Below are 13,238 nucleotides of genomic sequence, written 5' to 3' on the forward strand. Positions count from 1 at the left end.
GGAAGAGGTTTCGATCTCTTCCCTTTATTTTTGCCAATGATAATTATACTCTAAGAACATGATTTCGCTCTCTTCATATGATGCAACAACATAATCTGCTTCACTTACGTCCTGCCCATTACCCGAACCGGTAAAAGCCACAACTTCAATTCCCGCCTGTTTCGCGGCATGAATCCCGACAGTAGAATCTTCAAACACAAGACACTCCTGCGGCATAGCGCCTAATAATTTCATTGCCTTTAAATAACACTCCGGATCAGGCTTCCTTTCGGCACACATATCGCCGCAGACAATCACATCAAACAAGTCCATCATCTTCATTCGATTCAGACCCATAATAATCAGGTGCGTCGTCGTAGAAGATACCAGCGCTGTTTTGATTCCGTTCTTTCGAAGTCTTTGTACCAACTGAACAATTCCTGGAATAGGAGCGATTTTTCCATTTTCATATGTGTTTCCGATTTCTTTTCGTCTCCTTGCAAGCTGCTCTACTGTTACTTTTTGGGAAGCTCGCGACAACAGTTCTATCATAAACCCTTGATCATGAGTACCTATTAATTTCTGCTTATCTTCCTCTGTCAGTTCGATTCCAAACTCCTTCAGAGCAAGCCCAAGATAACGACTGTTACTTTCTTCTGTGTCTGCAATCACACCATCAAAATCAAAGAGAACATACCTTTTCTTCATAACCTATAACCGCTCCTTTTCCACTTTCCAATTACATTTTTCTATGCTTTGCCTGTGAAATGTCAGGCGAACAAATTACGCGCTTCTTCCTGAATCCTTTTGATTTCCTCTTCCGAAAGATCACAGAAATCACTGTTCTCCATAGAGCATCCCGAATCTTGAACATAAACCATCTTCGTATCTTTCTGTGTGATCGAATAGAACCAGCACTCCTGCGGAACATTATAGACTTTTCCCTTTTCCATAAGTGTTAATTCTGTCTCGAATTTTCCATCTTTTCTTTCTGCTGTGATCAGTATTGCTTTTCCATTCACAAGTATAAACTGCTCATCTGTCGTATGATGGATCTCTAAATGTTTCAGTCCTTCGATATCATTATCCGGTTTCCAATTTTTAATGCTTACAAGCCATTTCTCATTCGTATATACACATTTGATTCCTTCTTCTTTGTTTTCGTATACATTTGGTTTCATTTTTCATTCTCCTATCTGCATTTTTTAATTCCTTAATTTACTTTTTTATAATATTTTTGTGACTTCAACTTTTTTCTGAGCTTATATTCTGTTTTCTATACGGTTGTCTTTCCTAAAATCGGAACACCATATCCAAACGCGCCTTCCAAAGCACATACTTTTGCTGCAAAAGCAGCTCCTTTTCCCATCGCCGTCTGAAGTCTTTCTTCCATTTCTTCTTCTGTTCCTTCAATGATCTTTCCTGTCTTTGACTTCTCAAGAAGTGAACATAAGAATGCCGAGAAATAAGAATCTCCTGCTCCCATTGTATCAATCACATCGTCAGCATGTACGGCAGGAACGTATAAAATCTTGTCATTATAAAGTACATAAGATCCATCCTCACCGATTGTTCCTAAAACAATTTTCACTCCATAAGACTGTGCTTTTCTCATTTCTCTTTCCCGCTCTTCATCTGTAAGGTGCGCACAAGACATGATCGCAACCGTCACATAAGGACAGATTTCTTTCAGATATTCGTCTGTCCAACGAGTAGAAAAATCATACGCAACCGGAACGCCTGTCTGCTGTAAAACAGGAAGTTCCTTCTCGATGTAAGAATTCAGATTTGTATAAATAAGATGGAATCCTTTAATATAATCTAAATCTTCTTTTGTAAATCCGAAATCATGCTCTTTTGCGATACCACCTTTATTTGAACCTAAAAATACACGGTCAGTTCCTTCCAAAGTTACAAGAGCAAATCCATTTTCCCCGCTATAATGACGGCAATGGCTATCGTCAATCCCTATTTCCTTTAACGTGTCCTGAACACATGCAGCAACTTCATCATCTCCGTATTTTCCAAGATACGCCGACTCCATATCATTCATTTTAATATAGGCACATGTATTGACACACTGTCCGCCGGGATACATCTTTCCTCTTGATAAATATTTGTCACATACGTTATCTCCGATTGCAATAATTTTACAACGCTCCATTTCCTCTGTTCCTTTCTTTTTCTTAGTATTTTTTGTTCGATATTCTTTTTCCATTTTGCTGTTCAGCCGCAATCTTCTATGTAATATCATTTTTCAGCATTTTTATTTATAAGGATTAAACTGCTGTATGATCTCTGCTGCGCGCTGTCTTCCGCGCCGCATACACTGCATGATATCCTCTCCCAGACTTACTCCGTATGTAAAAGCTGCAATATAGGAATCCCCTGCTCCTACTGTATTTACCACTTCAACTTTTTCCGCTTCCAACTTATAAAATTCCCCATTCTCATAAGCAAGGCTTCCGTGTTCTCCGAGCATTGCAACAACTGTTTTTGCCCCTTTTTTACTCGTTTTCAACATAAAATCTCTTATATATTCATCATCCCGATCATAAGAGAAGAACGCATAATCAAGATACGGTATGATCTCATCATTACTTTCCTGCTCCAGACGTTTTGAGAAATCATACACCCAAATCTGATCTTTTTGCTTAATTTCTTTTATATATTGGCCAATCTTTGCCCAACGCTCCGCATAAACAATATCAAACTGTTTCACAAATTCCAAATCATCATCTTGAAGTTCTATCTCTTCCATCGCATTTCCTTCAAAATGCAGATGCTTCTTATCTCCGTCAACAAGATCCATTTTTGCAGTTCCTGTAGGACGGTCAGAACGTTTCAGTATCCGCAGCGGGATTTCCCTTTCTTTTAACCGCTCTTCCAACGCATCAGCGAATACATCATTTCCAAGAATCGTCATTTCCGTAACATCACCGCCCAGATCTTTATAATTCAATGCAAAATCAATACTGTTTCCCGTCAGATAATAGCGGTCTAACTTATAGTAAACATCAATGCAGTTATCCGCCATCGCAAGTGTCCGTTTCATAACACTTTCAACTCCTTTCCCCAACGACATAAACCATATAGCGCCTGCTTTTTATCCCGTCATACTCACAGAAATAAATATCAACTGCATGTCCGAGTTTTAACGTTCCATTCAAAACGGGAAATACACAGTGATTTCCTGTCAAAAGCGATTTCAAATGCCCGGGAGCGTTTCCTCCGATCGTTCCGTAAGTCGGAAGATAATGATTATGATTATACGGATAATCTTCTGGCGCAAGCCGATCAAGACATTCCATAAGATCTTTCTCCACACACGGAAGGCTTTCGTTTACCGTGATCCCCGTCGTTGTATGTTCTGTGATTACATAGACGATCCCTTTTTCGACTCCGCTTTCTTCTACAATCTTGCGTACATCATCTGTGATCCTGATCATCTCAAACTCTTTATCTGCGCATATCGAAACTTCCTTCAATATAAATTCCATCCGTCTCACCCCTTTCCAAGAAACCGCTCTGCATTTTCGGCATATATTTTTTCAAGTGTCTCTTCTGAAAAGCCGAGACTGTCCAATCCCCTTTTACTTCTGACCGGACGGATTCTTGGCGAACCCGAGCCGAACATGACCTTATCCGCTATATTATGTTCAACCCAAAGCGCTCCCATATCCTCGGTAAATACTTTCTTATAAATCTCATACGGTCCGTCAAAATTCATGAGTGCTGTATTTGTATAGCAATTTTTATATTTTAAAAGCAATGATGCAGTTTCCTGTACCCACGGCCATCCAACATGAGAAAGACACATCTTCACTTCGGGATATTTACTTAAAACTTCCTCAAATTCGATTGGACGGCAATATTTTGCCAAAGTATTATTTTCCATGCTTAATCCTGCCTGAAAAATAATCGGCTTTTTGTATTTTTTACATATATCATACAGCACAAATAGTCTTTCGTCACAAGGGTACATATGTAATCTCGCCGTATTGATATAAAGCCCTGCCAGATTTTGAATTTTAAATGCCGTTTCCAGTTCTTCCGCTGCCGTTTCTTTTCTTGGATCAACAGATGCAAATCCAACAAAAAACGTCGGATCGCATTGTACGATCTTCTCAATCTCTTCATTTGATATATCCGGCTCTCCTGTTTCAAACGAGCAGTCTGACGGAAGAAGAAATACTTTTTCTATTCCTGCTAATGCATATTGCTTTTTCAAAAGATCAATGCCCGACGGATTCATCAAATGATAATTCATCTGATCGCATCGTTTTTCAAAACGCTCTTTATTTTCGCAGATCGGTGCGAAAAGTGCAGGGCGGATATGTGTATCTATTACCATCTTTATCACTTCCTTTTCTTTTGTTTACTTTGCCTTAATGCCTTGATTTCACTTGCTTTATTCCGATCCTTTTATTATGACTAAATTTTATGCATCATATTTTTATTATTCAAATATAAATCTCTGAATATCTTGTAGTGTTCTTTGTAATATATATGGTTCTTTTCATTCGGAACAAGTATTTTTCCTTTTGGAAGAGAATCGCTAAGTTCCTTAAAATCACGAAACCTTCGATCTCCAAGCGCCGCCATTACGGCATCTCCATAGGATGAACACTGATATCTTTCCGGAATGCATATCTGTTTTCCGATCATATCGCATATGATCTGCATCCACGCTGCATTTTTCGTTCCTCCGCCTGCCGTAATAACAGATTGCGGCGGAAGATTCATTTCATCAAACAAGATCATATGCTGAAGAGTCGAATATCCGACCGCTTCAAGCGCCGCTCTGTTAATCTGCTTTCTTGTATGTGTTCCTTTTAAACCAAACAGCATTCCCGATGCCTTCGGATCTTGTATCGGACTTCGTTCTCCATAGATATAAGGAAGCATGATCAGTCCTTCCGATCCGGTCTCTATCTCTGCCGCCTCCCTCGCCATTACTGCATACGCGTTTTCACCGCCGGCACGTTCCTGATTCAATTCTTCCTGATAAAACGTATCCCGCACCCATCTCGTCAGCGTTCCTGCCGCATTTGTTCCGTCTCCGATACAAAATGTTCCTGGTATCGTAAATTCTTTGCCGCCTTTTAATGAACCGTTTCCATTTGCCGAAACATAATCATCAACATAATGATCGACACAATAATAGTAAAACATCGATGAACCGTACTGAAAAAATACCGTTCCCGATTCTACCAGTCCTGCACTGATTGCTTCTGCGGTAGAATCTCCTGTTCCCACAATTACCGGAGTCCCTGCTTTCAATCCGCTTTCTTTGGCTGCATCCTCTGTCACTGTTCCTGCAATTTCAAAAGAATAGGCACACTCCGCGATCTGATCCGGGCGGCAATATAAACCGCAGTTCTCTTTATTTATCGTGCCATCCCGATTATAAAGCGGACGAAACGATCCTTTTGCCAAAAACTGATCGATGACATACCTGCCGGTTAATTTTGCAGTAAGATATGAACTTCCTGTCAAAAACTTATATGTCTTTTCATATATTTCCGGCTCATGATGTTTGATCCACAAAATTTTCGTTGCCGTATCTCCGGTACAGATCGGATGCCCGAACATTTTTTTGACGTCATCTCCATAATATTGCGTCAGCCATTTGATCTCTTCTTCCGCCCGCGAGTCAATTCCATACAATATTGCAGGACGAAGCGGATTACATTCTCGATCAACGGGCAGGCAGTCTGTACCAAGAGCGCTCGTTCCGACACATCTGATTTCATCAGGACAAATCCTGCTCTTTTCAAGAAGAAGCCTGCATAATTTACAGAAGTCTCCCCACCAGACTTTCTCCGCGTCATGTTCAAACCATCCTTCCTGCGGATGATCCATCCCATGAGTTACCGAACAATCTGCAACAGGAATCATCTTTTCATCGATCAGCATTCCTCGCGACTCATATGTACCGATATCTATTCCCAGATAATATTCTTTCACTATTTTCTCCTCAAAGATTCTTCTTTACAAAATGTTTTCCTACAAACCTTTTCTTATATCAGCCACAATCCCCATAAATTCTCTTACACGTTCTTTATCTACTCTTCCGTTAAATACGCCGTCCTTTTTAAACGCCGTTCCCATGCAGACGCCGTCGCAGTTTGCCAGTTTCTCTCTGACATTCCCATGATTACATCCTGTATTGCAAAATACCGGGACTTTTCTTGGCGTCGCCACTTCGTGTACTTTCGCAAGGATCACATCGTCTGGTTCTGCTCCTGCTGCCGCTCCCGACACACATAATCCATCCGCAAAATCACCAAACATAATAGATTTTGCAACAACCTGAATATCTCTATGAACGAGATATGCATCCGCTTCTGGATTTACTTTAAAAAGAAGCTTCATCTCTTCGATTCCGAGAGCTTTTCTGTGACGGATCGCTTCTCCGCTGTTAGAGATATACACCCCATATTCTCCCATATACGCTCCTGAAAAACAGCTTCTGCCGAATTTTGCTCCTGTCGCCGCTCCGAGATCGATCGTTGCAATCGGATTCTTTACTACATTGACACCAAACGGTACGCTGATCTCATCTTTCAGTTTTCCGATGATGTATGCCATAGAAGAAATAACTGCGATATCCGCTGCCGGCTGATACGGAAGACTAAATTCATTCGCAAAAAGGATTCCGTCAACTCCGCCATCCTGCAGCGCCAAAAGGTCTTCATGCGCATGTTTTACAACCTCTTCTACATCTCCGCAAAATCCCGGATCTCCCGGAAGCGCATCCAGATGCAGTAACGCGATAATTGGTTTCTCTACTCCAAACATATCCTGTGTCCACATAATCTTTCTCCTTCATATAATAAAGTGTTTATAATGATCCAAGCTCATTTGTATTCGCCCTCAGCCATGAAACAATATCATCAATCGCCTTATCCGGATCGCAATAATATCTTCTGTCACATATTTCAAAAGAAACCGTTCCGTCATAACCTCTGTTTTTGATCAAATCATAATATTCTTTCATCGGAAAATCCCCATCACCCGGAACGGTATGTCCCCGATCGTTAAAATGAATATGCTGAAGCTTATCGCCCAAATTATCAAAATAATCCTCAATCGTTTCCCCGGCGTATGTCATCTGATCCATATCGACCATTCCGACGACTGCCGGAGAATCAATCTCTTCAAGCATCTTTGCAATATCCTTACTGGTGATAAGCACATTTGTCGTTGTCACTTTCAATTCTTCCAAAAACAGCTTAACACCTTTTTTTTCGCAGTATTCCGCAAGTGTCCGCAGCGATTCTCTGCAATACTTCCAGCTTTCTTCCCTCGGCTGATCAAAGTATCCGAATCCGGTACTGATCTGTACGCATGGGCAATCAAGAAACTGCGCCGTATCGATCGCCCGCTGATAATACCGGATACTGGACTCTCTCGTAAGATCATCCTGCGTACAGAAATTAACAGGATACACACAGTTTTCAGGGGTCATCGCCATCACACTCAGATGATGCGCATCAATTTCCCGTTTCAGCTCAATCAATCTGGAAAGAGGATAATCGAACAAATTAAGCTGCGGAGCCGAACAGTACAGATCAATACTGTCAAATGGAGACCGTTCCACTTTATCTAAAAATTTTTTGATTGGATATCTTAAATAATGATAATTCATAGGTGCAAATTTCATTGCAGTATCCCGCCCCTTTCAATACTTAAAATTTAAAAAGACTGCCGCCCGCTCCTTTCGGATTCAAGGCTGCAGTCTCGCTTTCGCTTTTCAGCTTTCTTTTTGTTTTGCCATTGCCGCAGCGCTTTGTCTTCTGCCTTCTTAGAATACAACTGCTCCTATAAGGAGTGCGACTATTACTGATACAACTGTACATACAAGACCCGGTATCATATAGCTGTGGTTCAATACAAATTTACCGATCTTCGTTGTTCCTGCTGAGTCAAACGCAATGGCTGCAACACACTGTCCTGAAGCCGGAATGAAATAGTTAGATGAACATGCGATCCAGCCTGCTACAATTACGTTTGCCGGAAGTCCTAAAGCAATTCCGATCGGAACCATGATCATTGTTGTCGATGACTGACTCGTTGTGATCGCACCCACTATGAATACCGCTACAATGTAAATCCATGGATGCTCATTTGTCAGCGCTGACATATTATCTGTAATAAAGGAAGACTGGTCGCCGATAAATGTATTTACAAGCCAGCATAATCCAAATGCCAGAACAACTGCAAACATACCTGTTTTAAATACCGGCTGATCAAGCACTTTGTTGCTGTCAAGCTTTGTAAGAAGGATCATAGCTGCAGCAGCTACCAACATGAAGATTTCGATTACTGTCGTAAGCGGAAGTTTGCTTCCGTCTGCCAGGGTCGGAACTAAACCGCTTACCGCTCCGAGAAGAACGATTCCTGCCATTGCAATAAGGAAGATCGTAACGGAAATTTTTGCTTCTTTGCTGACTTTTTTCTCTTCTTTTTCTTTCTTAGAAAAATCTTCGATCTGTCCTGCTGCTACACGAGCCTGAAATTCTGGATCGTCTGCAAGTTCTTTTCCTTTCTTGAGCACTGCGATTGCCGCAACAACCGTTCCGATTAAAGTTGCCGGAATACAAACAAGAAGTAATGTGAAGATATTCACTGTTGTATAATTCGTTGCCTCTGCCATGAAAGCGAGGATACCAACTGTCGCTGCGGAAATCGGACACGCTGTGATCGCCTGCTGTGAAGAAACGATCGATGCGGAAATCGGTCTTTCCGGGCGAACGCCTGTCTCAATAGAAATTTCATTAATAACCGGAAGAAGACTGTAAACAATATGACCTGTACCACACATAAATGTAAAGATATATGCTACAACAGGAGCAAGTATTGTAATCATCTTCGGATTCTTCCTAAGAATTTTCTCCGCTATACGGACGAGGTAATCCAAACCTCCGCAAGCCTGCATTGTTGCCGCCGCACAAATAACTGCTATCATGATCAAAATTACTGTGACAGGCGGATCAGAAGGAGTAACATGAAGAATGAATGTCATAATAAACATTCCGACTCCCCCTGCCATCGCAAGGAACGTACCTCCCACACGAACTCCGATAAAAATGATTGCAAGAACGATAATCAATTCTATCCAAAACATAATCTAACCTCCTAAATCTCTCTTTCGTATCTCTTCCTTGAGTGTTCTTACTTAAAAAAACTATGCGCATATTCTTTAACTCTACAAACCAATCCAGCGGAATGTATTTATTTGTATTGCTCTGTATTGTTTTGTATCTGATACAATAGTATATTTGTTTTGTTGTTTTGTCAATTTGTTTTTGCATTTTTGTGTATTTTACACTAATATAACTTATTTTTTTGTGCACTATGTCATAATTCTATTGTTTTGTATTACTTAATTGTATTACCTTTATTTTCCAGTGCATTACACCGAGATTCAAAGAGATCACTAAGACCCCGGCAAGTCCTGACTTTTACTCTTCCCAGTTACAAAAAAAAGTCTGCACATTGGCAGACTCCTTTTATAAAATAAGTTTTATCGCTTAATCGGTCATAAATAGTTTGTTTTTATATCCTGTTTTTAATACTCTACTTTCCACATATAACGGCGCGTCGCAAGCGGGTGCTCACGTTTCGTTGCAAGAGCATGGTTGTAGATCGGGTATACATTATTAAACAAAGCATGATTGAAGTAATCAACAACCGATGCATCGATCGTTGAAAGCCCCAGTTCTTTTGCATCAAGAACTTCGATACGTTTCGCATATTTTTTAAGGAATGTAAGAGCTCTTTCGTCTAATTCCCTCGTTGTTCCTTCTGAAATCTGGATCATAAACGGACGGTTTGCGTCTGTGATTTCAAAAGGACCGTGGAAATATTCCCCTGTATGGATGCTGCTTGAATCAAGCCACTGCATCTCCATGAAAATACAGATGCTTTCCATATAGGCAGCTCCGTAAGAAGCGCCGCTTCCCATTGTATAGATCACGGAATCATTCTTATATTCTTCTGCAAAAGCTTCCGCTCTCTCTGCCACATGTTTACGGGCATTTTTAATAATATTACTGATCATGCCAAGTCCTTCATAAAACTTGTCATAATTCTCATAACCTTCTGTCTGCGCCAAAAGTTCAACAGCTACAAGCAGCGCACACTGTGTTTTCTCTCCTGCATAGTCAATATCTCCGGCAAGATGATCCGGACTTGCATCAAATGTATAACGGATAATATAGTCGCCGAATTCAATAATTTCAGACTCTTCAAGCCATGTCAGAATAATAACTGCAGCTCCTTTTTCTTTTCCGAGTTTTGCCGCCTGAATTGTTTCCGGTGTATTACCTTTGTGACATGCCAGACAGATAATCGAATTTTCACCAAAATCCTTCGGTGTACTGTGAACAAACTCATTACTGTTGATCCATGCCGATCTAAGAACCTGCGCTTCTCTTTCCATAAATGTTTTTGCCGGATAGAGAGCACCCAAAGAACCGCCGCATCCTACAAAATAAATATTTTTTACTCCGCCTTTTTCGTTTTTGTTTTCAATAATTTCTGTAATAATTTTTTTGATATCTGTACTTACATATGACATTGTATTACATCTCCTTCTATTTGTGTATTTCTTTGTTTCTATCCGAAGTGTAATACAATATAATACTTTTTGTCAATATATAATTTGTTTTCTCTTTATTATATACATTTTTATGCAAATGTATTATAATGTGAACAGTAATACTTTATTAGGGAGGTTGTTCTATGGAATTGAATAATACGATTGCAACGCCACTGTACAAACAATTAGAAGAAAAACTTCAACATGAAATCGAAACAGGTGAACGCCCTGCCGGCAGTCGCCTCCCTACAGAAAATGAACTAAGCGAAACTTATCATGTAAGCAGAGTTACAGTTCGGAAAGCGCTTGCCGGATTATCTGAATTAGGATATCTTGACCGCAAATCAGGAAAGGGAACGTTCGTTGCTGAAAAGAAATTACACCGCAGTATTACGGATGTCATTAGCTTTACTGACATGTGCCGTATGAGGAATGCAACCGCCGGAGCCAAAACTATTAAAATAGCACTGGAAGAACCTTCTGAACGGGAAATAAAAGAGATGTCTTTAAAACCAGGTGAAAAAATCCTTGTTTTAGAACGTATTCGCTATATGGACGACGAACCTGTTATTATTGAACTAAACAAGTTTCCGGAATCTTTTTCCTTCTTATTTGGAGAAAATCTAAACGATACGTCTTTATTCGACGTACTGAAAAAACATAATATTATTTTGGATCATTCACAGAAAACATTAGATATCGTTTTCGCTTCCCCGCAGGAAGCAAAAACACTCAGTATCAGTAAAGGCTATCCGCTTCTTCGAATTAAAAGCGTAATGCACGACGTAGATAATACAATTACAAATCTGTGCCAGCAATTATGTATCGGTGATAAATTTACCTTCATCGTCTGACTTTACAACAGGTTTGTATGTAACTTACCGGACATAGCTTCACCTTTTTCTATTAAATAATGCTCCTCATGAAACAGTTCACATCATACAAAACTGTTTCATGAGGAGCATTTTCAAGTTTGTCCGCCTTTATTTGCGCGCTTCACTTATCTATCCCAGCTTCTTTTTTTATCCTCTTCCGTGATTGCCCGTATTACTTTGCATGGATTTCCTACCGCCACGCTGTCCGAAGGAATATCTTTTACAACTACGCTTCCTCCTCCGATCACCACGTTGCTTCCGATTGTTACGCCCGGCATCACCTGTACACCCGCGCCAATCCATACGTTATCTCCGACTTTGATTGGATACGCATACTCCAATCCCTGATTTCTTCTCTCAAAATCGACAGGATGTCCTGAAGTATGAAAACCACAGTTTGGAGCAATAAACACATTATCTCCAAAAGAAACACCTCCGGCATCAAGTACGACCAGCCCATGATTGGCATAAAAGTTCTCTCCGGCTGATATAAGATATCCATAATCACACCAAAAATCAGGCTCTATATGAATATGCTCTCCTGTTTTTCCTAAAATCCGCTTTATCAACTGCCTTCTTTTTTCCAGATCCTTAATCGGCAGATGATTATACTCCTGACACAGCGCCTTGCATTCCAGCCGCTCTTTCTCCAATTCATGATCATAATTTGCATCATACAGCTTTTGAGATTTCATTTTTTCTTTTTCTGTCATTGTACCGTCCTCCTTAGACCGCATCTTTTTCACTTTTTCTCATCAATTAAAATAACTCCCTGCTCCGGATTGTGGCTGATTGCTCCAACAATCGGGTGCGGAACGTACAATTCTTCCAGATATACAAGATCATTTTCTGTTAATTTTACATTTAATGCGCCGACAGCATCATCCAAATACACCGTCTTTGTCGCGCCGATAATCGGAGATGCAGCACCTCTCGCCCACTGCCATGCAAGCGCAATCTGAGACATCTTACATTGATATCTTTCTGACAACTCATGCACACGTTCAACAATCTTCCTATCCTGCTGTTCCATCTTGTCATATTTCCCCATTGCAACACGATCTGTCTGGCTACGCAAAGAATCCGACTTCCATTCCGACCGCGCCAAACGTCCTGCTGCCAGAGGACTATACGGAATAAGCGACACACCCATTTGCCTGCAGATCGGTATCAATTCCCGCTCGTCCTCTCGATAAAGCAAATTATAATGATTTTCCATTGCACTAAACATTGTCCATCCATTTTTCTGTGCTGCAAGCTGCATATTATAGAACTGATAACCATACATTGCCGACGCTCCGATTGCCCTGACTTTTCCGGCTTTTACAAGTTTATGCAGCGCCTCCATCGTTTCTTCGATTGGCGTATCAAAATCAAATCTATGGATCATATAAAGGTCGAGATAGTCTGTTCCGAGCCTTTTTAACGTGCCTTCAATCTCCCTTTCGATCGCTTCTTTTGTTAAACGTCCCTCATTAAAATAAACTTTTGACGCAATTACCACCTTATCTCTGGCAATATTCTTTTTAAGCGCTCTTCCCAAATATTCTTCACTTGTTCCGGCAGAATAACTGTTTGCCGTATCAAAAAAATTAATTCCAAGCTCTAACGCATGTTTTATCATCTTCTCACTTTCAGATTCATCCAGCGTCCAGTCATGCATCGTTCCGGCCTGTCCGAAACTCATACAACCAACGCAGACCTTCGATACTTCTATTTCCGTATTGCCTAATTTCGTATATTCCATTTTCTGCTGTCCCTCCTCAAAACAATTC

General features: G+C 40.5%; 14 protein-coding genes. 1 reads left to right on the forward strand and 13 read right to left on the reverse strand.

The features are described 5' to 3' along the window. Positions 1 to 24 precede the first annotated feature (24 nt). The 11 genes from RCH61_RS07015 to RCH61_RS07065 all read right to left on the reverse strand — a co-directional run bounded on the left by RCH61_RS07015 (position 25) and on the right by RCH61_RS07065 (position 10,567). Entirely contained in the window at positions 25 to 687 is a 663-nt protein-coding gene (locus tag RCH61_RS07015; protein WP_306480271.1) for an HAD family hydrolase, read from the reverse strand. 62 nt (positions 688 to 749) lie between these two features. Further along, positions 750 to 1,160 carry a cupin gene (locus RCH61_RS07020; protein WP_306480272.1) on the reverse strand — a complete coding sequence of 137 codons (411 nt, stop codon included), beginning with the start codon at positions 1,158 to 1,160 and terminating at the stop codon, positions 750 to 752. Between the two features lie 95 nt (positions 1,161 to 1,255). Continuing rightward, complete coding sequence (locus RCH61_RS07025) at positions 1,256 to 2,143, reverse strand: fructoselysine 6-kinase (RefSeq protein ID WP_306480273.1); 888 nt, start codon at positions 2,141 to 2,143, stop codon at positions 1,256 to 1,258. 102 nt (positions 2,144 to 2,245) lie between these two features. Next, positions 2,246 to 3,034 carry a PfkB family carbohydrate kinase gene (locus RCH61_RS07030; protein WP_306480274.1) on the reverse strand — a complete coding sequence of 263 codons (789 nt, stop codon included), beginning with the start codon at positions 3,032 to 3,034 and terminating at the stop codon, positions 2,246 to 2,248. 7 nt (positions 3,035 to 3,041) lie between these two features. Further along, a complete protein-coding gene (locus tag RCH61_RS07035; RefSeq protein ID WP_306480275.1) occupies positions 3,042 to 3,479 on the reverse strand; it encodes a secondary thiamine-phosphate synthase enzyme YjbQ in 438 nt (145 codons plus the stop codon). Between the two features lie 5 nt (positions 3,480 to 3,484). Beyond that, a complete protein-coding gene (locus tag RCH61_RS07040; protein ID WP_306480276.1) occupies positions 3,485 to 4,333 on the reverse strand; it encodes an amidohydrolase family protein in 849 nt (282 codons plus the stop codon). A gap of 80 nt (positions 4,334 to 4,413) precedes the next feature. After that, on the reverse strand, positions 4,414 to 5,949 hold the full coding sequence (locus RCH61_RS07045) for an FGGY-family carbohydrate kinase (protein WP_306480277.1): 1,536 nt from the start codon (positions 5,947 to 5,949) through the stop codon (positions 4,414 to 4,416). 39 nt (positions 5,950 to 5,988) lie between these two features. Then, positions 5,989 to 6,798 carry a BtpA/SgcQ family protein gene (locus RCH61_RS07050; RefSeq protein WP_306480278.1) on the reverse strand — a complete coding sequence of 270 codons (810 nt, stop codon included), beginning with the start codon at positions 6,796 to 6,798 and terminating at the stop codon, positions 5,989 to 5,991. Positions 6,799 to 6,826: 28 nt separating this feature from the next. After that, positions 6,827 to 7,648 carry a sugar phosphate isomerase/epimerase family protein gene (locus RCH61_RS07055; protein ID WP_306480279.1) on the reverse strand — a complete coding sequence of 274 codons (822 nt, stop codon included), beginning with the start codon at positions 7,646 to 7,648 and terminating at the stop codon, positions 6,827 to 6,829. A 141-nt stretch (positions 7,649 to 7,789) separates the two neighbouring features. Continuing rightward, a complete protein-coding gene (locus RCH61_RS07060; protein ID WP_306480280.1) occupies positions 7,790 to 9,112 on the reverse strand; it encodes an anaerobic C4-dicarboxylate transporter family protein in 1,323 nt (440 codons plus the stop codon). A 444-nt stretch (positions 9,113 to 9,556) separates the two neighbouring features. Further along, positions 9,557 to 10,567 (reverse strand): SIS domain-containing protein, encoded by a 1,011-nt coding sequence (locus RCH61_RS07065; RefSeq protein ID WP_306480281.1) that lies wholly within the window; start codon positions 10,565 to 10,567, stop codon positions 9,557 to 9,559. Between the two features lie 164 nt (positions 10,568 to 10,731). Between RCH61_RS07065 and RCH61_RS07070 the strand changes: the two genes are divergently transcribed. Then, entirely contained in the window at positions 10,732 to 11,442 is a 711-nt protein-coding gene (locus RCH61_RS07070) for a GntR family transcriptional regulator (protein WP_306480282.1), read from the forward strand. Positions 11,443 to 11,588: 146 nt separating this feature from the next. Here the strand turns inward: RCH61_RS07070 and RCH61_RS07075 are convergent, their stop codons facing one another. Together RCH61_RS07075 and RCH61_RS07080 are read right to left on the reverse strand one after the other, a co-directional pair. After that, positions 11,589 to 12,176 carry a sugar O-acetyltransferase gene (locus RCH61_RS07075; protein WP_306480283.1) on the reverse strand — a complete coding sequence of 196 codons (588 nt, stop codon included), beginning with the start codon at positions 12,174 to 12,176 and terminating at the stop codon, positions 11,589 to 11,591. A gap of 29 nt (positions 12,177 to 12,205) precedes the next feature. Then, a complete protein-coding gene (locus RCH61_RS07080) occupies positions 12,206 to 13,210 on the reverse strand; it encodes an aldo/keto reductase (protein ID WP_306480284.1) in 1,005 nt (334 codons plus the stop codon). Positions 13,211 to 13,238 lie beyond the last annotated feature (28 nt).

This window comes from Mediterraneibacter sp. (genome assembly GCF_030825015.1).
In the GTDB taxonomy this organism is placed as follows: domain Bacteria; phylum Bacillota; class Clostridia; order Lachnospirales; family Lachnospiraceae; genus Mediterraneibacter.